Origin of the sequence: Mesoplasma entomophilum (genome assembly GCF_002804125.1) — a bacterium.
Taxonomy (GTDB): domain Bacteria; phylum Bacillota_I; class Bacilli_A; order Mycoplasmatales; family Mycoplasmataceae; genus Mesoplasma; species Mesoplasma entomophilum.
The window spans coordinates 765,218-786,701 of record NZ_CP024966.1; the positions used below are offsets into that span (position 1 = coordinate 765,218).

18 protein-coding genes are annotated in these 21,484 nt (G+C 27.7%); 4 read left to right on the forward strand and 14 right to left on the reverse strand.

The window, feature by feature from the left end; genetic code table 4:
* Positions 1 to 36 precede the first annotated feature (36 nt).
* The 8 genes from MENTO_RS03405 to alaS form a co-directional block, all read right to left on the reverse strand.
* On the reverse strand, positions 37 to 1,425 hold the full coding sequence (locus MENTO_RS03405; protein ID WP_099651449.1) for an APC family permease: 1,389 nt from the start codon (positions 1,423 to 1,425) through the stop codon (positions 37 to 39).
* 1 nt (position 1,426) lies between these two features.
* Complete coding sequence (locus MENTO_RS03410; protein ID WP_167372692.1) at positions 1,427 to 2,422, reverse strand: alpha/beta hydrolase; 996 nt, start codon at positions 2,420 to 2,422, stop codon at positions 1,427 to 1,429.
* A 99-nt stretch (positions 2,423 to 2,521) separates the two neighbouring features.
* Positions 2,522 to 2,962 (reverse strand): GNAT family N-acetyltransferase, encoded by a 441-nt coding sequence (locus MENTO_RS03415; RefSeq protein WP_099651451.1) that lies wholly within the window; start codon positions 2,960 to 2,962, stop codon positions 2,522 to 2,524.
* 50 nt (positions 2,963 to 3,012) lie between these two features.
* Positions 3,013 to 3,696, reverse strand: a complete 684-nt coding sequence (gene rplA, locus MENTO_RS03420) for a 50S ribosomal protein L1 (RefSeq protein ID WP_099651452.1) — start codon at positions 3,694 to 3,696, stop codon at positions 3,013 to 3,015.
* Positions 3,696 to 4,124 carry a 50S ribosomal protein L11 gene (rplK, locus tag MENTO_RS03425; RefSeq protein WP_099651453.1) on the reverse strand — a complete coding sequence of 143 codons (429 nt, stop codon included), beginning with the start codon at positions 4,122 to 4,124 and terminating at the stop codon, positions 3,696 to 3,698. The genes rplA and rplK overlap by 1 nt, the downstream gene beginning before the upstream one ends.
* 143 nt (positions 4,125 to 4,267) lie before the next feature.
* A complete protein-coding gene (locus tag MENTO_RS03430; protein ID WP_099651454.1) occupies positions 4,268 to 5,185 on the reverse strand; it encodes a hypothetical protein in 918 nt (305 codons plus the stop codon).
* 72 nt (positions 5,186 to 5,257) lie between these two features.
* Positions 5,258 to 5,542 carry a hypothetical protein gene (locus tag MENTO_RS03435; protein WP_099651455.1) on the reverse strand — a complete coding sequence of 95 codons (285 nt, stop codon included), beginning with the start codon at positions 5,540 to 5,542 and terminating at the stop codon, positions 5,258 to 5,260.
* Between the two features lie 78 nt (positions 5,543 to 5,620).
* Positions 5,621 to 8,299: an alanine--tRNA ligase gene (gene alaS, locus MENTO_RS03440; protein ID WP_099651456.1), complete on the reverse strand. Its 2,679-nt coding sequence runs from the start codon at positions 8,297 to 8,299 to the stop codon at positions 5,621 to 5,623.
* 120 nt (positions 8,300 to 8,419) lie between these two features.
* On the opposite strand from alaS, the gene MENTO_RS03445 reads away from it, so the two are divergent.
* A complete protein-coding gene (locus MENTO_RS03445; protein ID WP_099651457.1) occupies positions 8,420 to 9,271 on the forward strand; it encodes a Cof-type HAD-IIB family hydrolase in 852 nt (283 codons plus the stop codon).
* Positions 9,272 to 9,372: 101 nt separating this feature from the next.
* On the opposite strand, the gene MENTO_RS03450 is transcribed toward MENTO_RS03445, so the two are convergent.
* From MENTO_RS03450 to MENTO_RS03460, 3 genes are read right to left on the reverse strand one after another with little or no spacing between them, the layout of a single operon-like run.
* Positions 9,373 to 10,800: an MFS transporter gene (locus MENTO_RS03450; protein WP_099651458.1), complete on the reverse strand. Its 1,428-nt coding sequence runs from the start codon at positions 10,798 to 10,800 to the stop codon at positions 9,373 to 9,375.
* The gene (locus MENTO_RS03455) at positions 10,745 to 12,106 is read right to left on the reverse strand and encodes an MFS transporter (protein WP_244162687.1); all 1,362 of its coding nucleotides are present in this window, start codon (positions 12,104 to 12,106) and stop codon (positions 10,745 to 10,747) included. Before MENTO_RS03455 ends, MENTO_RS03450 begins: the two co-directional genes overlap by 56 nt.
* Positions 12,107 to 12,151: 45 nt before the next feature.
* Positions 12,152 to 12,865: a glycerophosphodiester phosphodiesterase gene (locus MENTO_RS03460; RefSeq protein WP_099651459.1), complete on the reverse strand. Its 714-nt coding sequence runs from the start codon at positions 12,863 to 12,865 to the stop codon at positions 12,152 to 12,154.
* Positions 12,866 to 13,069: 204 nt separating this feature from the next.
* Here MENTO_RS03460 and MENTO_RS03465 point away from each other — a divergent pair, with 204 nt between their 5' ends.
* The 3 genes from MENTO_RS03465 to glpK are packed head-to-tail and all read left to right on the forward strand — an operon-like array spanning position 13,070 to position 16,542.
* A complete protein-coding gene (locus tag MENTO_RS03465; RefSeq protein WP_099651460.1) occupies positions 13,070 to 13,846 on the forward strand; it encodes an MIP/aquaporin family protein in 777 nt (258 codons plus the stop codon).
* Positions 13,847 to 13,863: 17 nt separating this feature from the next.
* The gene (glpO, locus tag MENTO_RS03470) at positions 13,864 to 15,018 is read left to right on the forward strand and encodes a type 2 glycerol-3-phosphate oxidase (protein WP_099651461.1); all 1,155 of its coding nucleotides are present in this window, start codon (positions 13,864 to 13,866) and stop codon (positions 15,016 to 15,018) included.
* 15 nt (positions 15,019 to 15,033) lie between these two features.
* Positions 15,034 to 16,542 (forward strand): glycerol kinase GlpK, encoded by a 1,509-nt coding sequence (gene glpK, locus MENTO_RS03475; RefSeq protein ID WP_099651462.1) that lies wholly within the window; start codon positions 15,034 to 15,036, stop codon positions 16,540 to 16,542.
* Positions 16,543 to 16,579: 37 nt separating this feature from the next.
* Here glpK and MENTO_RS03480 read toward each other — a convergent pair whose 3' ends face one another.
* From MENTO_RS03480 to MENTO_RS03490, 3 genes are all read right to left on the reverse strand, one after another.
* Positions 16,580 to 18,043, reverse strand: coding sequence for a glycoside hydrolase family 1 protein (locus tag MENTO_RS03480; RefSeq protein ID WP_167372693.1), 1,464 nt, complete (start codon positions 18,041 to 18,043; stop codon positions 16,580 to 16,582).
* Positions 18,030 to 20,627: a glucose PTS transporter subunit IIA gene (locus MENTO_RS03485; RefSeq protein WP_099651464.1), complete on the reverse strand. Its 2,598-nt coding sequence runs from the start codon at positions 20,625 to 20,627 to the stop codon at positions 18,030 to 18,032. Before MENTO_RS03485 ends, MENTO_RS03480 begins: the two co-directional genes overlap by 14 nt.
* Positions 20,628 to 20,725: 98 nt before the next feature.
* The gene (locus tag MENTO_RS03490) at positions 20,726 to 21,460 is read right to left on the reverse strand and encodes a MurR/RpiR family transcriptional regulator (protein WP_099651465.1); all 735 of its coding nucleotides are present in this window, start codon (positions 21,458 to 21,460) and stop codon (positions 20,726 to 20,728) included.
* Between the last annotated feature and the right edge of the window lie 24 nt (positions 21,461 to 21,484).

The window sequence follows — 21,484 nt, forward strand, 5'->3', positions numbered from 1 at the left end:
ATAAGATAACATTTAATAAAAAAAATAACTTTAAAGTTATTTAATTTTTATATTATTAAATTTAAAAATTCCAAATAAATAAACTAAAAAAGCAATAATAACCATTAAAATTGGTTTTCATAAGATTGAAAATGTGCTTGCTCCTGTTTGTTGGTGAGGTATTATAACCATTAAATAGATAGAACCAATAAATGTAAGAGCACATGTAACTAAACTTAAAATCATTAGTATTCAGAAAGTTTTATTTCCATATATTTTTTTATACTCAGGGTCTTTTAATCTTAATTTTATTATTGCCGAATTTAATAAAATTTTTAATGTACTTGTTGCAAGTGCAAATGAAGAAATTATTTCTGAGATAGAACTAAATAAGATATAAAACACTGCAACACAACCAAGCAATATAATAGCTGTATACGGTTGGTTTGTTTTTTTATGTACTTTTCCAAAAAAGGTGTGCACATCTCCAGTTTCAGATAATTTATGTATTAATCTTGATTGAAAGAATAATAAAGAATTTACAGAACCAACAAATAAGAATATAGCAAAAATGTTAAATGTTAGTACTGCTCATTTATGCTGCGCAAAAATTGTTGATGTTGTTCCATTTGGATCAATTCAATTCCCTTGACTATCTGGTGTTGCCAATGATAAAAGAGCAATACCATAACAAACATAAATAACGAGTACAATTAGCACTGCGCTAATGATTACTAATGGAACTGTTTTTTTAGGATTTTTAATTTCTTCAGTAATATATGTAGGAAATTCATGACCTGAATATGCAAATCCTGTATATGTTATTGCTGGGATTAACATTGCTGAAGATATATATGCATGCCCTAAATTACTATTCATTTGTGAATTTGAAAGCAAACCTTCTTTTGATCCATACATAATTGCTAGTATAAATACTAGAATAATTGGCAAAGTTTTTACAAATAGAAAAAATATTTGTGTATATTTACTACTATTTTTAACCATTATTTGTACTCCGGCAAGAGATACTAATATAAATACAGCCAAAGCTTTTTGTAAACTTTCAACAGCAAGATCTTTTGAATCCAATTCTAAAATTTGAGTTATCATTGAACTCATAGCGGAACAACAACTTGCTAGTGAAGTAGCAGAAACAAATAAAATTAAAACTCAACCAAACCAAAATGCCAAAATTCTTCAGTTACATTTTCTAATTCAACTATACCCACTCCCACTTTCTCCATATCCAATTGATGGTTCAATAACTATAAACGCATCAGGCAAAACTATTAATGCTCCAAATACCCAAGCTAGTATCATCAACAACGGATTTGCTTGAGCAAGAGCAAAAACCATGTTAAATGAGATTATAATGCTTGATCCAACAATTGCAGCTAACGTTGAAGCTAGAACTGTTCAAAATCCATATTTTCTATTTAGTTTCATATTACTCTCACTTTCTTGCAAAATTTATTGCTTTTGAAATGTATTCTTCATTATAAGTTACTATTGTATTTACATGTTCAGAACCATTAGGAGTTCAAATTTCGCTTTTAATCTCTTTTTCAAATTTTGTTTTTTTATCATACATTAATTCACTCATTTCAAATGGGATAAATGTGTCTCCTTTTGAATGTATAAAAAACACTGGGATGTTTTTTGCTTTTTTCATATTTTTTAATAAATTAAATTTTTTTTGTGGTGTTTTTGTTTCTTTACTAAATTTATGTGTAAATAAAAAACCAATTTTTCATCATTCAGTGTGATATAAATTGTTTTCTATATAGTATCTATATTGATGCTTAATATTGCTAAATCCACAGTCAGCAATTACTCAATTAACAAGTGATTTTATCTTACTTTTTTGAATAAACAATACACTTGTAGAAGCACCCATGCTGTTACCTATTAGACCAATAGATTTTGCTTGCTCATTATTTTTCAAATAAACTATTATTTCTTCTAACATTTGAATAGACGAAAATCCTATATCGGTTTTTTCACCATAACTTAAACCATGCGCAAAGCCATCAAAAGTCAAAACATTATAACCCTGCTTTCAAAAATGATGAACTAACCTTAAAGCTAAATATTTATTTTCAGTTCATCCATGCAAACCTATAACTCATTTGTTTGATTTTTTATTTCTTGCAATTAAGCAACTAATTTTTCCTTTTTCATTTTCTAGACTGATTTCTTCAATTTGATTTTGGTTGAAAGTATGATTTAAATAATTTAAACCTTTATTTTTTAAATCATCATAGTATAACTGAATAGAATTGATTTCTATTCCCTTTTCATTCAGGCCTTCGCGGTAATATGTGTAGCAAAACTTTTTATAATCTAAAAAATAAGATTTAGAATTTTTTATAATTGTTTTGAACTGGAAAATAGTTAAAAACAATGTTTTTGCCGAATATTTATATTTATCTATTTTTTTCAAGAAGCACCTCATATAAAGTAATTAATATGATTATACATAAAAAAAATAATTTTCAAAAATAATGTCAATTTTTGGAAAATTATTATGATATATAAAAAATTATTTTTTTAAAACCATTTTTATATGGTCTATTCCCTCATCATCGTAAATTTCAGAATCTTCAACAAAACCAAAGCTTCTATAGAAATTTAAAAGTCTATACTGTGCACTTATACTTAATTTTTTGTTAGGTCATTTTTCATTAATTCATTTAACTGCATTTTCTAACAAAATTTTGCCTAATCCAAGTCCTCTAAATTTTTGAGGAGTTAATACTCTACCTAAAGTTACGGTATTTTCATCTACTTCAAATATTCTTAAATAAGCAATAAGTTCATTTTCGTCATTTCTTATAATTAAATGCGTTGCCTTAAGATCATTTTCATCAATTTCACATGATAATCATTCTTGCTCAACATTAAAAACTTCGCTTCTATTTTTAAATATTTCTCATGCTTCTTTACTTGTTAATTCATCAAAATTTTTAAATAATATTTTCATTTTTTAGTTCTTTCTTTCTAATAATAAAAAAACAGCTTACGCCGTTTTTATTAGTTAATTTCTACTTTAATTCCAGGACCCATTGTTGTTGAAATTGTAGTGTTAATGATGTAATCACCTTTAACAGTTTGAGGCTTAACTCTTCTCATTTCATTTAGGATTGTAGTAAAGTTTTCTTTTAATTGTTCAGCAGTAAATGAGGCTTTTCCAATAATTGTGTGAATATTTCCTTCTTTATCTGCACGGAATTCAATTTTACCTTTTTTAATTTCATCAATTGCTTTAGCAACGTCCATTGTAACTGTTCCAGTTTTTGGGTTAGGCATTAATCCTTTTGGACCTAAAACTTTTCCGATTGCTCCTAATTTAGCCATCATTTCAGGTGTAGCAACAATTACATCAAATTCAAATCAGTTTTCTTTTTGTATTTTTGTAATTAATTCTTCTCCACCTACAAAGTCAGCACCTGCATCTTGAGCTTCTTTAACTTTAGTATTTGTTAAAACTAAAACTTTTTGAGTTTTACCTGTTCCAGCTGGCAATACTAATGCTCCACGGATTTGTTGATCTGCTTTTCTTGGATCAATGTTTAAGTTAAATGATAATTCAACAGTTGAATCAAATTTAGTTGTTGAAGTTTCTTTTGCTAATTTAATTGCTTCGTCAAGTGTGTAAACTTTTTGTTTGTCTACTAAACCTTTAACGTTCTTCATTCTTTTTGAAATTTTAGCCATTAGTTAGATTCCTCCATACCTGTAATTTTGATTCCCATGTTTCTAGCTGTACCAGCAATAATTTTCATTGCTGCTTCAACATCATTTGCATTTAAATCAACTAATTTGTATTCAGCAATTTCTCTAACTTTGTCAGCTGAAATAGTTGCAACTGTTTGAGTTTTAGCATTGCTTGCTCCTCTTTCGATTCCAGCTGCTCTTTTTAATAAAATAGCTGCTGGTGTTGTTTTTAGTATGTAGTCAAATGATTTGTCATCATATGCAGTAATAACTACAGGAACAACGTCTCCTGCACGATCTTTAGTAGCATCGTTAAATTGTTTTGTAAATTCAGGCATGTTAATACCTAAAGAAGCTAATTCTGCTCCTGGTTTTGCTTGCATCGCCATAAATTCTAATTTGGCAATACGTGTAATTCTTTTAGCCACGGGCTTATCCTCCTAATATTCTGTTAGTCGGCTGCTTTTACTCGCTGTGGTCCATGTGAAGCATTAGAACTTCTCCCACAATAAAAATCAGTCATTTTTAATTATACATTTTTTTATCCATCAATCAAGTTAAAGTGTAAATATTAACTGATTCTATATAAATTTTCTAGCTCTTTATCATAATTTCTTTTTAGTTTTGAATAAACATCTTTTAAATAACTCTCAACTGAATCAGATGAGTTTTTTATTTTCAATAATTCATTTTTTAGATATCTTAAGTCTTTTGTTAAATTAAAAAGATGTCAATTATTTAAAGGGTCCTCAGACTTTTGAATTTCTAAAATCATTTTTTCTAATATCTCATTTTTTATATTTTCATTACTAATGCAAAATTCTAATGTTAAATTTTCATTTAACATGCTTTGAGAATTTATATAGAACAAAGAATTATTTAAATCAATGAAATCAGTATTTTTTACTAATGTATTTTTCGGCAAAATACTTTTAGGAAATGAATAAATTATTTGATTAAATTTGTTAACTTTTCATTTAAAGGAATCATATTTTAATTCACTGACAGATTTAAATTTTTTGTCAGTTGTGTTTATTTCTTCATTAAGTATTAAAAAATTATCAAACTCTTTTATTCTTAAGTTGTCTTTAAAAATATCAGGTGCATATTCTTCAATAAATGTTTTATCAATGCTTTTTGTTTTTTCTAGTTTTAGCGTGTGTTTAAAATAGTGAGAAAATAAAGTATCTAAAAAAGTATCTTTAAAGTGTTTTGAATTTAGTATTTCATTAAAGAAAAATATTTTACTCATAAGTTCTATTTTTTGAAAATTTAAATTTCAATAAATATCAACCTCTAGCATAAAATACTTCTCATTAATTTCATGAGCAGTTGTTTTATATTTTAAAGCTCTATTTCAATTTGCAGAAGAAAAACAATTATTTAAAACTGATTCTGGTAAAAATTCAAATTTTGCATTTCCTATATAATAACTTTCTTTCTTAAAACCTATTTCAATTAAAATGCTCTTTGTGAATAAATAAAACATTGTCTCTCCTCTTTTACTTTGTTATTTTAGCAAAAAAAAGATTTGCTAAGCAAATCTTGTTAATAAATAAAATTATTTTTTTAATAATCAATTTGTGATTTGTAAAGCTAAAGGTTGTTTACCCATTAAGCATCATATAATAATAAAAATAAATCCTACTATTGATAAACATAATAATACGTAAATTAAACCATAAATTAAAGCTGCTCCTCTGCTTTCGGCTTGAGGTGTTTTAAAAATCATTTGTCCTACTAATGGCAAGTTTAAAATTCATAATACTAAAGGTAAAATTCCAAGAGTAAATCCGTTTAAAAATCCGTTAATAATTGTTGATAATGCTCTTTTTAAAATGTTCATTTTATTTATTCCTTTCTGTGTTTCAAATAAAATTATACAACAATAGTGGGAAAAAATAAAATTAAATGTTTTTCTTTATTAAAACTTACCTTGCGCTAAACTAGCGTTACCTCCACCTTTTGGTGAAATTGGTAGATTTTTAAATATTTCTATCGCTGAGTGTTCTAATTGTAATTTTTCGCTTACTCCAACAACAACAAAATTACCATCAGTGTTTTCAGAAGTTAAAATTATGATTACTTTTTCAAATTTGTTTTTATATTCATCAACTAATGTTTTCATATCTTTGATATTTAAACCATTCACTTTTTCTTCAATTATTTGTGTTCCATTTTCATTGATTTTTGGTTCAAATGATTTAAACTTTTCTAATTTTTGAGTTGTTAATAATTCTTCTACTTTTCTTTCATAAACTTTTATTGCAATAGACAAGTTTTCCAAAATAAGTTTTAAAGAAATAATTGATTGTTTTGAAATTTCTTTGTTAAATGCATCTTTGATAATATCTTCAATTTTTTGATCTGCCAAAATTGATTTAGTGTTTTCATACTTTGCAAATATTTCTTGTATTAATTTTAACAATTTATTAAACTCTGTATTTAAGTATTCATTTATTGACTGTTTTGAAGTTAAACACTTAACTCTATAAACTCCGCTACCTTTTGATTCCAATCCCGTAATCATAAAATCTTCTATATCATGTGTATTATCAACGTGAGTTCCTCCACATAATTCACTTGAAAATTCCCCAAATTTTACTACTCTAACAATATCATCATATTTTTCAGTAAAGAATGCTAATGCAGCATACTTACTTATTGCATCTTGCATTGAACAGAAATAAACATTTCTACTAATTTTTTCATTTATTTTTTCAACAACTAGCTTTTCAGCAGCTAATAATTCTTCTGGTTTAATAGAATCGTTATATGTAAAGTCCATACGCAGTCCATATTCATCATTGTATGATCCAGACTGCATAACTGTCTCGCCCAATATTTCTCTTAATGCAGCATGAATTAAGTGAGTTCCTGAGTGGTTTTTCATAGTCAAAGTTCTTTTTTCTTCATTAACAAATGCATCAATAGTATCCCCGATTTTAATTGAACCTTCTAACTGAATTTTATGAATATGTTGATGGTTAGGTCCTTGCTGAGTATCAATAACTTCAGCTCTAGCTGAATTATTTACTAAGTATCCTGTATCAGCTGCTTGACCACCTTTTTCAGCATAAAATGGTGTCTTGTCTAAAATAACATAAACTTCAGTATCAGCTGCTTCTGAAAGAATTTCATCATCTGTAAAAATATAAACAATTTTTGCATTTTCATGTTTAGTTTCTTCTCAACCAGTAAATTCTGAATCAATATCAAGCTTTGTGAAAATTTCGTTTTGTTTATCTCAAGCTTTTAAATCTTTTCTTGCATTACGCGCTTGTTCTTTTGCTTGTTCTAATAAATGATTAAATTCTTCAATGTCAACTTTAACGTTTTTGTCTTCAGCAATTTCAATAGTTTGTTCAATTGGGTAACCAAATGATTCAAATAAAAGTAATGCATTTTTACCTGTTACTTTTTTATCACTTTCAATCATTTTATTTAAAGCTTCATATCCTTTTGATAAAGTTTTTAAGAATTTTTCTTCTTCATTTAAAATTGTAGACTCAATTAAATTTTGTTTTTCTAATAAATATGGGTAAAAATCTTTCATTGCATCTATTACATTAATTACTAATGTACTTAAGAATGGCCCGTTGATTCCTAATTCCATACCTTTCATTAGAGCACGGCGAATTAAGCGGCGAATTATATAACCTCTATCTTTGTTACCTGGGAATACACCATCAGCAATAGCAAAACTTGTTGCTCTAACGTGATCGGCAATTACTTTAAATGCTGTATTAATTTTAGTTTGTTCAATTTTTTCATCAAAATAATTTTCAATTGAATATTTAAATTTTGAATCACAAATACTTTCAATTTGTTTAATTGTAGGTCAAAAGATATCAGTTTCAAAGTTTGTTGGTGTGTCTTGAAATATAGACGCTATTCTTTCTAAACCAGCACCAGTATCTATATTTTTTCTTGGTAATTCTGAATAATTATTAAATCCATCATTATTAAATTGTGAAAATACAATATTTCAAATTTCAATATATCTATCATTTTCAATATCTTCAGCTAAAAGTTTTGGTCCTATATTTTCTTTATCTCATTTTTCACCACGATCAAAGAAAATTTCCGTATTAGGTCCACATGGTCCTTGTCCAACATCTCAAAAGTTTGTATCTCTTGTTAATCTAAAAATATGATCTTGTTTGATACCAATGTCATTAATTCAATATTCGTAAGCCTCAATATCTTCGTCAAAAACAGTTATGTATAATTTTTCAGTTGGAATAGCAAATCATTTATCGCTTGTTAATAATTCTCAAGCAAAAGATATTGCTTCTTTTTTGAAATAATCCCCAATTGAAAAATTACCTAACATTTCAAACATTGTATGATGTCTTGCAGTTACCCCAACATTTTCAATATCATTAGTTCTTATTGCTTTTTGAGAGTTAGTTAATCTTGGTGATGGCGGAGTTTTTCTTCCATCAAAATATGGTTTTAGAGTAGCTACACCTGAATTAATTCATAATAATGAAGGATCTTCAACAGGTATTAGGCTAACTGGTTCTAAGAAATGGTGATTCTTTGTTTTAAAAAAATCTAATCACATTTTTCTAATTTCATTTGTTGTTAATTTTTTCATTTAAATATCAGTCCTTTAAAATTAATTATAACCTTTAACAAAATTAAAGAGAAAATAATTTTGTCTAATTTTTGATAAAATATATTTATGACTACTTATTCTGGAAAGGAAAGTAAAAATATGCAATTAAAAGACAAATTGAAAAAGAGATTAATATTAATTGACTTAGACGGAACAACTTTAAAAGATGACCATTTAACAATTAATCCAATAACAAAAAATGCTTTGCAAGACGCCATTAAGGATGGGCATACTGTTTGTATTTGCACAGGTAGAAGTTTAAAAGACACAATACATATTTATAATGAACTAGAACTAGATAGTTTATTAGTTACATTGGATGGAGGACATATATCTGATCCAGTTCATAAAAACTTTAAAAGAATAGTTTTACCAATTAGTGAAGAAGTAACAAAAAGTATTTTACAACATCCAATATTGAAAGGAAAAATTGAAAACATTATTGTTGAATACTACCATACTAACATGATTCAAAATAGTGCTGATAATTTCTTTATTGTCGATGCAAATGCAGAGGTTCCAGTTCAAGGAGACATTTTAAAAGACTGAAAAGGTCCTTGCAGTAATTTAATTATTAAGTTAAAGACAAATTTAAACTTTATTAATATTGTTGATACTTTAAACGCTGAATTTGGAAACGCAGTTAAAGTTAAATCTAACTTAATTTATGGTGTTGAAAATATTGGAGAAAAGCCAATTTTAATAATAACAAACAAATTTGTTAACAAAGGTTTTGCTGCTGAAATGGTTGCCCAATATTACAATAAAGATATTAAAGATGTTATTGCTTTTGGTGATCAAATGAATGATTTTGAAATGATTAAAACAGTTGGATATGGTATTGCCTTAACTAGTGGTAATCCAAAATTAAAAGAAATTGCTTCAGGTATAACTGAGTTATCTAATGATGCAGGTGGTCTTGGAGACACACTAAATAAACTTTTAAAATAAAAAATAGGCTGTTAAAAGCCTATTAAGAATTATAATTCAGACTTGATACTTATGAGAAAATAAGCTCATGAGTGTCGCAGTTTTATTATTTTAATATTTGATTATTTTTTTAACCTACAGATAAGAATAAAACCAGATATGACACCAATAATCCCTCCAGCAACAATTAATATCATTGAATATTGGTATGCTAATTGATAGTTATAAACTCCAGCAATACTTGTTTCAACTTTATATTTCTCTAAAAATAATGAATTTAATTGCCAAAATCATGCATCAGGAGAGAATGCTATAACAGAGATTAATCCAACACTAGTTGCATATTGCTTATGATCTATCCCTATTTCATATATTGTAGCTCATCTATTTGTTACTAAGCCTCAGCAAATAGCTCCCATACAAAGGAAAAATGAATAAACAATAATTTGGATAAACAATTTCATGCCCGCTGATTGATTTGCAAAGCCTCCAACTTTAAATCCTGGCAAAAATATTATAACCATCATTAAGAATGAACAAATAATACATCCTATGACTAAAAATTTTATGTATTTACCTGATTTATCAGCTATTTTTCCTGAAGGAGCTGAAAATATTAATCTAAATAAGTATGTTCTTAGTAGTCCACCAATAAAGGTTACGCTTGCACTAATAAGTATTGCACTATTCATAAATGGTATCAACACGCTTAACCCTTGTTGATACATATAAACGCCCATAACTAATAAAGATAATAAATAAATTTTATAATTTTTTAAAATTTTTCCTACCTCTTTTATGTTAAAGTCTTTACTTATAATCTCACTCTTTTTTTCTTTGATAAAAAATATTAAAAGAGTTGCATCGATAAAAATAAGTAAGCAAAATAAGTAACACATTAACGAAAACGCTAAGCTTGAAGTGTTATTATTGTTAACAAATATAGGTGTTAGTATTGTAAAAATGATAAAACCTAGACCTACAAATATTGTTCCAATAAGCCCATTTAAGCTGCCATGTATTCCATTAAGAATACCATTTTCTTCAGGTTTTCCTTGTTGAGAAAGTAATTTTCACAATGGCGCCCAAAATATAATTTTAGCAATTGCTCAAATAACATAAATTATTAAAATTTGAGTATATCTATTTGATTGACCTATAGGATTTAAAATAGCAATATTGTTTTCTACATCAAAAATAATTGCTCCGCCTGCAGTTAAACCAACACTACCGTATCATGCACCTGTTATGCCAAAGCTAACTAATCCGGTTATTGTTAATCACTTAAGACTTATTTTATCCGCGATAATACTACCAAAAAAGAATACTACTAAAGATACATAACCATAAACAGCAGAGGCTTGACTAAGCTGCGCTGGTGAAATTCCTAAATTTAATGATATTATCTCCGTATTTATAACATTCTTTAAGTAAGATGGAAAAATGAAAACTAAAACATCAGCTGTTGCTAAAATAGCTATTGTTCAAAATCTTTTAGTTTGTCAAAACTTGTTTTGACAAATTTTTCTGTGCTTCTTTTTTTGTTGCATATATTAATACACCACCAGCAATCATTGCAAGTAAGCCAAAGCATAAAATGATTATTATGCTAATTTGATTTGCCAATTTATTATCAACATGCCCCGCTTCTGACCCTAAATTTTTTAATAAAATGGAATCAATTTGTCAAAATCATGCATCAGCTGAAAATGCAATCAATGATATAAATCCAACCGCCATTCCATAGTCTTTTTGACTTATATTAATAACATAAATTGTTGCTCATCTATTTGTAACAAGTGCTCAACAAGTTATACCCAATCCCAAATACATAGTAACTACTGAAACTTGAACTAAAGTTTTTGATCCTTTTGACATATTTGTAAAACTATTTTCGCTAAATCCAGGAACAATAACTGCAATTAAACATAGAACAGAAGCTACTGCCAAACCAATTATTATGAATAAAATGTATTTTTGACTTTTGTCTGCCATTTTTCCAAAATATGTTGAAAAGAAAAATCTAAATAAATAGGTTCTCAAAATTCCAAATACAACCACTAAAGATGCAGTAATTAACAATACATCTTGCATATAGGTTACAAATATTGATAATCCACTTTGATATAAATAAACTCCTAATATCAAAATTGAAACAAGTCATATTTTTCAATTAAATAATATATTTTTAAAACTTTTTAATGAAAAATCACTTTCACCATCTTTTTTAGTAGTTTTGTCCTCTGGAACAAAGAAAAAAATTAAGAAACAATTAGCAATTATGAATCCAGTAAAAATGAAAACTAGTGCAGGAAAAGCTCAATCTCCTAATGAAGATTTTCAGACTGTCCCAAAAAGGAAAAATACTAGATACGCAATAGCAATAATAACAGTTCCAATAAGTCCATTTAAACTACCATGAATTCCATTTAACTTTCCATTTTCTTCAGGTTTACCTTGCTCAGATAATAATTTTCAAAGTGCAGCTCAAAATATAAAGCATGTAATAAAAGATCACAATGCAAATATTAAGTAGACTTGTATTACTTTTGCAGTAGCAATAAAAGGAATAAAGCCATATCATAATCCTACTACGCCAATTGATGCAAGACCAACTAGTGTTAATTTTTTCAAGCTAATTTTATCAGCAAGTCAACCTCCAATAAAATAACTAGGTAAAGATACATAGCCATATATTGAATTAGCCTGCGAAAATTGAGATGGTAAAATTCCTAGTGATTCAGAAATTACTACAGATGATATTACATTTTTTAAATAAAAGGGTACAGCCATTACTAAGACATCTGCCATTGCTAAAATGGCTATTACAGTAAATGTTTTTTTGCTAATACCCATTATTGTATTTTTTTTAGTGAAAATAAATATCACTCCATTCTATTTTTATTTAAAATTTATTCTTAAATCCTTTTTGTCGCTAATTAAAGAATTTAAGTATTTCCTATATTTGAAATAAATAATTTCAGCATCTTTATCGTTTTTAAATGTTCATACATTTATCGGCAAATTAATTTTCTCTACATATTTTAATGAATCATGTGATTTTAAGTTTCCAACATAAGGGTGCAGATAATCAAATTTTCTTATTAAACTAAAATCAACTTTTTTAACGTATTCGGTTAAATATCCTTTTTTAAACTTGTTAACATCTAATTCACTAATAAATTTTAATGCCTCATTTCCAAAAGAAGAAACAACTATTTCAGCTTTGGTTTTTTTTCTTAACAATTCCAAAGCTTTCTTTATAAGTTCAAACTCTTCTTTTGTATTTTTATTGGGTTTAATCTCCACATTTATAAATTCATATTTATTAGAAATTTTATTAATAAAATCTTCAACAAACAAAGGTGGAATATTTTCAGGATTATTTTTAAAAAAATCAATATTTTTAATTTCTTCAAAAGTCATACTTTTGACAGTTTTATTAACATTACCAATTCTTTTTAAATTGTGATCATGAAATATTATTATTTTTTTGTCTTTCGTTAATCGAATATCAAATTCAACGCCTTTACAACTTTTTAATGCATCAATAAAATCAATCATTCTATTTTCTCTACCAGGACCTCTAAATCCTCTATGAGCTACTAAAAACATAATTTATTTTCCTTTCTGATAAGTAAACACAAATTATTCTTTCTCTCATAACATACTTTTATCTTAGCAAATTATTTTCAACAAGAAAAGGCGAAAAGATATTTTTTCCAAAATTTGGGCTATTATTTGGAAAAAATAATTATATTTGATATTATGTAATTGTATCATTGTTTAGATACACGAAGAAAGTAGGTTTAACGAGTAATGAATTGATATACTTTAATATTAACTGAGCTTTTAGGAACAGCTATTTTAATCATTTTAGGTAATGGTATAGTAGCAAACGTTGTCTTAAAAGGAACGAAGGGGAATAACGCAGGACTTGTCGCAATAACAATTGGGTGAGCAATGGCAGTAACCGTTGGTGCTCTTGTTGCTAATGCTTTAGGTGGCGTTGCACATTTTAATCCAGCAGTTACTGTAGCCCTTGCAATTGCTGACAAAACAGGAAATTTTGGTCTTGCCAGTTATAACGGCATGGCCCCAGTAGGAATGTTTTTCCTTGTTATAATTTTTCAATTTATAGGTGCTGTAATAGGACAGCTATTAGTAAATTTTGTTTATTATAAACATATACAAAAAACTTTAATAAGTGGAACAATTGAAGATAAATTAAGTGTGCTTGCAATGCACTCAACAATTCCAACTGAAAGAGGTAAAATTACAAATTTTGCAATGGAATTTTTAGGAACTGCATTATTGATTTTGGCAATCTTATCATTTGGAAAATTTAATAGCGGTGCAGGATTGCCACCATTTTATGCTCCTGTTTTAGTTGGTATGGTTATTTTAGCAATCGGTTTATCACTAGGAGGAACAACAGGTTATGCTATAAATCCTTTTAGAGATTTAGCTCCAAGAATTGTTCATCAATTAATGCCTTTAAAAAACAAAGGTAAATCTGATTGAAGTTATGCATGAATACCTGTAGCAGCACCAATTGCTGCTGGAGCGATTGTTGGATTATTTTTCTTAATTTAATAGAAATAGGTACAAAAATGAATAAATATGATATTTGTATAATTGGTGCAGGAATAATTGGTTCTTCTATTGCTAGAGAACTTTCAAAATATAATAAAAAAATTATTGTACTTGAATCTAATTTGAAAGTTGGATTAGAAACAAGCACAGGTAATTCAGGATTAGTTCATGGCGGGTTCGACCCAACTCCTGGAAAGCTTAATGCCAAATTAAATGTATTAGGTAAAAAAAAATATGAAGATTGAATTTCACAAATGGAATTTCCTTTTGTAAGAATAGATTCACTAGTTGTTGGTTTTGATGATTTAGATTTAGAACACATAAATATGTTGTACAAACGAGGACTAATAAATGGGTTAAATCCTGATGAAATAAAAATTTTAACAAGGAAAGAAGTTTTAGAAAAAGAGCCAAATATTTCTCCTGAAGTTAAAGGAGCTCTACTTTGTAATTCATCAATTGCAGTAGATCCTGTCGTGCTAACTGAAACGCTTATGAAAAACGCAATTAAAAATGGAGTTGAATTAAAATTAAACTCAAAGGTTATTGCTATTTCTAAGCAAAATAATTTATTTGAAATAGAAATTGAAAACGGAGAGAAAATAAATTCTCAAATTATTATAAATGTTGCAGGTCATTACGCTGATGTTATTAGTAAAATGGCCGGACATCATGAATTTGATCTTGTTACAAAACGCGGTGAGTACAGAGTTTTAGAAAAAACTGAAGCGGGAATTGTAAATTCTGTTGTATTTATGGTTCCTACAATACATGGTAAAGGTATTATTGTAGCTCCTACATTAGATGGACATGTTTTAGTTGGACCAACTAGTGAAGATTTTGTGCCAAAAAATGAAACAAGATTAATAACAAAAAGTAAATATGATTTAATTGGGGATATTGGTAAAAAATTGATACCTAACATAAATATGAATAAAACATGTCTTAGTTTTTCAGGAAGTAGACCAATAGAACCTAAGAATGACGATTTTTGAATAAAACCTGCCGCAAATGATAATTCATTTATAAATGTAGCTGGTATGAAATCACCCGGTCTTTCTTCCGCTCCCGCAATTGCAGATTTAGTTATTGAACTAGTCATGAAAACAACAAAGCTAGAAGAAAAATCAAATTGAGATCCTATTCAAAGGAATCCATTAATACATAAATAAAAGGGGATAACCAATATGGAAAAATATATTATAACTTTAGATGAAGGAACAACAAGTGCTCGTTCACTTGTTACTAATAAAAAGGGGGATATTATTGCAGTTGATCAAATGGAATTTACTCAACACTTTCCACGAGAAGGTTGAGTAGAACATGATGCAATTGAAATTTGAAATACTCAAAGAACAACGCTTATACAAGTCTTAAATAAATCAGGAATTAGTCCTTCTCAAATTGAAGGAATCGGAATAACAAATCAAAGAGAAACAGTTGTTGTTTGAAATAGGGAATCAGGTTTGCCTATATATAATGCCATTGTTTGACAAGATCAAAGAACTGCTGATTATTGTGAAAAATTTGGTAGAAAAGAATTAGATTTAATTAGAGATAAAACTGGTTTAATAATTAATCCCTATTTTTCAGGAACAAAAGTGAAATGAATTTTGGATAATGTAAAGGGTGCTAGAGAATTAGCTAAGGAAGGCAAGTTAATGTTTGGTACTATTAACACATGGTTAATATATAGACTAACTGGTGGTAAAGTATTTGTTACAGATCATACTAATGCTCAAAGAACATTATTCTATAATATTCATACAAATGATTGAGATGATGAATTACTTGACTTATTTAATGTTCCAAAAAACATGCTACCAGAGATTAAGTCTTGCTCTGAAATTTATGGAGAAACTTTCAAAGGGTTACTTTCAAAAAATGATGAAACTCAATTTAAAATTTGTTCGTCTATTGGTGACCAGCAATCTGCTCTTTTTGGGCAATTATGCTTAAATCCAGGTCAAACAAAAATAACTTATGGAACCGGTTGTTTCATTCTAATGAATACAGGTGAAAACAAGATTATGTCAACTCATGGTTTACTTACAACTATAGGCGTTGCAATTGGTGATAAAATCACTTATGCATTGGAAGGATCTGTAATGGTAGCTGGTGCTGCGGTGCAATGACTAAGAGATAATTTAAGAATTGTTTATAATGCAATTGAGACTGAATGATATGCAGGTCAAGTAAATGATGATAGAAGAATTTATGTTGTTCCTTCATTTACAGGGCTTGGTTCACCTTATTGAGATTCTTACTCACGTGGTGCCATATTTGGTTTGGATAGAGGAACAAAAAGGGAACATATTGTAAGAGCTACTTTAGAAGCCATTGCTTATCAGGCAAATGATGTTATCAGCGCAATGCAAAAAGATATTAAAAGACCATTGGGCGAAATTAAAGTTGATGGAGGGGCAAGTAATAATAAATTTATGATGCAGTTTCAAGCAGACATTAGTAGGTCAAAAGTTATTAAACCAATTAATGTTGAAACTACCGCAATGGGTGCTGCGTACTTAGCAGGATTGGCTGTAGGATATTGAGAAAATATAGATGATATTAAATCTAATTATAAAATTGATTTTGAGCTAACAAGCAAAATTAGTGAAGAGGAATCAAAAAAATTAATTAAAGGTTGAAATAGCGCGGTTCAAAGAACATTTGGGTGAATCAAAGAAATTGAATAAAATAAAACACCAGTTGAATAAACTGGTGTTTTATAAATTAAAGTTCCTTGTTTTTCATAAAGTTTTGGAATCAATCAAATGATTTCTTTTTAAATCTATTTCCTGTACCATTATGATAATCATCATAATCCACAAATATCATTCCATAACGTTTTGACATTTCATTAGTAGAAGCACTTACAACATCAATTGGTGTTCACATTGTGTATCCAAACACATCTACACCATCTTTAATAGCTTCATTTATTTGTTTAAAATGCTCTGACAGATATTCAATTCTATAATTATCTTCAACTGTGTTTTGATCATTTAATGTTTCTAAAACACCAATACCATTTTCTGCAATAAACAATGGTTTTTGGTATCTATCTCATAATTCATTCAATGTTATTCTTAAACCAATTGGATCAATTTGTCATCCTCACTCTGAAGCTTTTAAATATGGGTTTTTGCCACCAAAAATTAAATTTCCTGCTGTTTTTTCTCCTTCTTCAACTGCTACTGTTGCTGACATATAATAACTAAATGAAATGAAATCAACTACGTTTTTTTCTAATATTTCTACATCATCTTTTTCCATTTGTATGTTTATATTCTCTTCTTCAAAATATCTTTTAATGTAAGTTGGATATTTACCTCTAGCAACTACGTCATAAAAGAATCATCTTGTTTTTTGTTGTCTAGTTAAATTTTCAATTTCATTGATTGGGTTACAATTTAATGAATAAGTTGTGATATTTGCTACCATACAACCGAATTTAGCTGATGGACAAAGTTTTTTTCCTAATTCAATAACTTTTGCTTGTGCAATGAATTGATTATGTAAGCCTTGATAGGATGCACTATCCCTTTCATTTTTAGTTTTAAATGTCGACTCAAAAACTCCTAATCCTGTTTCTGTACTTCAAGTTGCCATATTGATTTCATTAAAAGGTAATCAGTAGTCAACCATATCACAGAATTCAGTAAATAAAGTTTCGGCATATTTTAAGAATAAATCTATTGTTTTTCTATTTAATCATCCACCATATTTTTCAACTATAGAATAAGGTATGTCAAAGTGTGACATTGTAACCATAACTTTTATGTTTTTTTCTTTACATTCGTTTAAAACATTTTTATAAAAATTTAAACCTTTTTCATTTGGTTTTTGATCATCCCCATTTGGATAAATTCTTGCTCATGCTATTGACATTCTATATACATTCATTCCTGCTTCTTTAAAAAGTGCTATATCTTCTTTGTATCTACTATAAAAATCTATACCAAATCTTTTAGGGTAGTGCAATCCCTCTTTATTTTCAATAGCTTTTAAAAAATCTGATTTATCAGTTATTTTAAAGTGATTATTCGCTCTGTCCTTTAAAGGTTTGAATTCTTTCATTTCAAGTAGTGTTAAACTTTTTCCATCTATATTATAAGCACCTTCTATTTGAGAGGCTGCTGTTGCTCCACCTCATAGAAAATCATCTTTTATAAATTTCACTTTAATTTCCTCCATTATTTTTTATCATTTTTTTATAATCTTTTTTTTGACTTTTTGTTAATCCGTAATTTTGTTGATCATATATGCCAAAATTAATTTTTATTGAGTTTAGTCCATTAAAGAAAAGCGGTTCGAACATTTCAACTTCTTTGTAATTAGATAATTTAGTTAACTCTTTAATTACATTTTTATAATTTTTAGTTAATTTTTCTATACATATTTCAAAAGTGTTTGACATTTCTTGATTTTCTTTAACTAACTGAATTAATTCATTTTCAACTTTATTGATTTGAGTAGATAAATTGTAATCATTTGATTTTTGAATAGAATCATTAATTTTTTCAATTGAATATTTATCTTGTTTAGAAATCATTTTTTCAGCTTTAGCAAATAGTCTTTTTTTATTTTTTTCTTCTAAATTACTTAATTTTGATATTTTATCTTCTAATTTATTTTTTTTAATAATATATTTAAAATATTTATCAAAACTTTCTTTATTAGTTTTCAGTTCATTTAAATATTTATTTTCAATTGATTCAATTTGCTCTTTTATTTGTTCTTTAGACAACCCTTGTTCAACTAAGACGTTTGTCAATATTTTATTTAATTTTTTTAGTTTTAGTTTTGTATATTTAAATTCATCTCATTTTTCTGAATAAATTAAAATAGTTAATCCTGCAGCTATAGCTATTGTTATAATTCAATCTAAAATATATAGCATTTGCTTTGTTATTGTTTCCATTCCCGAAAAACCAAATATACCCATACCTGCTGGAAAAACAACTTCTAATTTTAATATACCAGCCATGAATCCACCAAACGCCGCTGCTATACAACCAGCAACAAACGGTTTACCTTTTGGTAAATTGATACCATAAATTATTGGTTCAGTTACACCAAATAAACCAGCAATTATTGCTCCCCATGAAAAGGATCTTAACTGAGAATTTTTTGTTATCAAAGCGACTCCAAGTGCTGCTCCAACTTGAGCAAATGCTGCTATAGCAACAGCTCCAACTAGTACTGAAGGAACAACTGGATTTTGCATAATTGTTGAAACAAGAATGCTCATTATAATAGCTCCATGAATACCAGTTAATACTAATGGTGTTCATAAGAATGTAAATAGTGCAACTCCAAGACCAAATAATTTAGGATTTTCTAAAGCTACAGCTACTTTGCTAGCTCCCATTTCAACAAATGATAATATTGGGCCCAAAATAAATAAAACCGGTAGTATTGTAAGAGCATAAATAATGAATCCTCTAAAAATAATATCTATAACAGAAGGCATTCAAGTTTTAATTCATTTGTCTAATAAAACTATTAAAATACCTGAAGCAATAAATGGTAGAACAGATCCTTCATACGCCTTAACTAAAATTGGATAGTCACCTATTTTGAATATTAATCAACCTGTTCCTTTAACTCCTGCTACTCAATCTCCAAACCCTGCTTCCTCAATAGGGGTAGGAATTCCTTGAAATAAAAATCTCGATGTTAAAGTTAATCCTACCAATATTGCTAATATTGTATTTCCTTTAAAGTACTTAACTGTTGAATAACAAAACATTACACCAATCATGTTAAGCCCAACTTTACTCATTATGTAAAATAAACCACTTATAAGGTCAACATTACCAGGGTTAGAACCTTCATTTACTGCTTGTAAAACTCCAAATTGCACTAACATTGCTTGCATTGCTGCAAATAAACCAACCGCCATAAGCATTGGTATTTGAGGAACCATTATTCCCGTAACAATACTCATAAGTGTTTTTGCCAATGGTGGTTTTTGAATTTCTTTTTTTTCGGAATGAGATTGTCCATATACTCCATTTTGAATATTAGTGATTTCATCCTTTACTTTATAAACTTCTCCACCTATAACTATTTGTAATTCATTCCCATTTCAAATAATTCCTCTTACAAGTTCATTTTTTTTAATTTCTGCTTCCTTAACTTTTTGTTTATCTATTACTGTAAATCTTAATCTAGTCATACAGTTATATACCTGAGAAAAATTCGATTCTCCAACATCTTTTAAAAATTGTTCACCAGCCAAAACGTATTTTGATTTAAAACTGTTTAAATTTTTTAATCCTGTTTTTTTATTTATCTTTGGAGTTAATTCTTTCTTTTGAATTTCAAATACTCCAATTAAATCACCTTTTTTAGCAAAACCTTTTGAGATTTTTTTTACAACAATAGATTCAATGTTTTCTTGTTCAAAAACAATTGGTGTTTCTATTGATAAATTTTGTTTTTCAATAAATTTTAAATTAACTCCAACTATTTTACTGTTTAATGAAACTTTTTCTTTCTCTATAACTTTGACATCAAATGGTTTACCTTGCAAGCCAACTGTGTCCATACCTATATGCATTAAAACTTTTATTTCATCATACTCCATAAAAAAGGCATGCTTTGTTTCAAAAATTAGCGAAACCTTGCCTTCTTCTAGAGGAGAATAGAAATCTGAATTTTTAGGTATAATACATAAACCTTCACCCAAAAGTTTTTGAGCAAAAATTTTGTCTGTACACTCTTCGATTGGTTTAACATCACAATCTACGGGTGCATATATTTTAAATTCCATATTTCATACTTCCTTTCACTAATATTATTAATCTAATCCAAATTCAGAAATTAATTTTTGGAAAAAAGTAAAAAACTTTTCCAAATTGGAAAAGTTTTTTAGATATTTTGGTATATGTTAAAAAATATCATTTGCAAAGCTAGAGTTCTAAAATGGAATTCACTTTTTTTTATATCGAACGAAAGAGGAAGATAGTTTTTTGTTGGTGCTTCAATCTTGTCAAATTGTCTTTCTGAAGATATGAAAAATCATTTACCTTTATCTGTTACTCTATTAATATTTTGAACTAAAGAAAAATTATCTCTGCCACAAAGTATAACAATATTTAAAGTGTTGTCTGAAACTATATCTGTTTCAATAAAGCATTGAAAACTCTGATCAATTATGACGGGTCTTTTTTTTCTATTAATTAAAAGCTCACAAAAATAATCTGCTGCAATACTCATTTGTCCACTTCTAAAAATATTTATTTCTGAATGTTGATTTATTAATTTTGTTAAAAAGTTTATTTTGTCTTTCGATAAATGTATATAGTTTTTTACAGCTTCAAAAATATCGATATGTTGAATTGATAAAGAATCATTATCAAATCTAGCTAATTCCATTTCTCTTTTTAATTCAAAATATAATTCTTTATAACCTGAATAACCTATTGATTGCGAAAATTTTGATATTGTAGAAACACTCACAAAACATTCTTTAGCTAATTCATCTTGAGAAAGAAGTTCTTTTTCTTCAAAAAAATGCTGTATTATTTTTTGTGCTATTATTGCAAAAGTTGCACTTTTTTGAAATCTAATTAAATTTTCTAACTTTTCATACACTGATGCCATTTATTTTCCTCCACAAAAAAATTA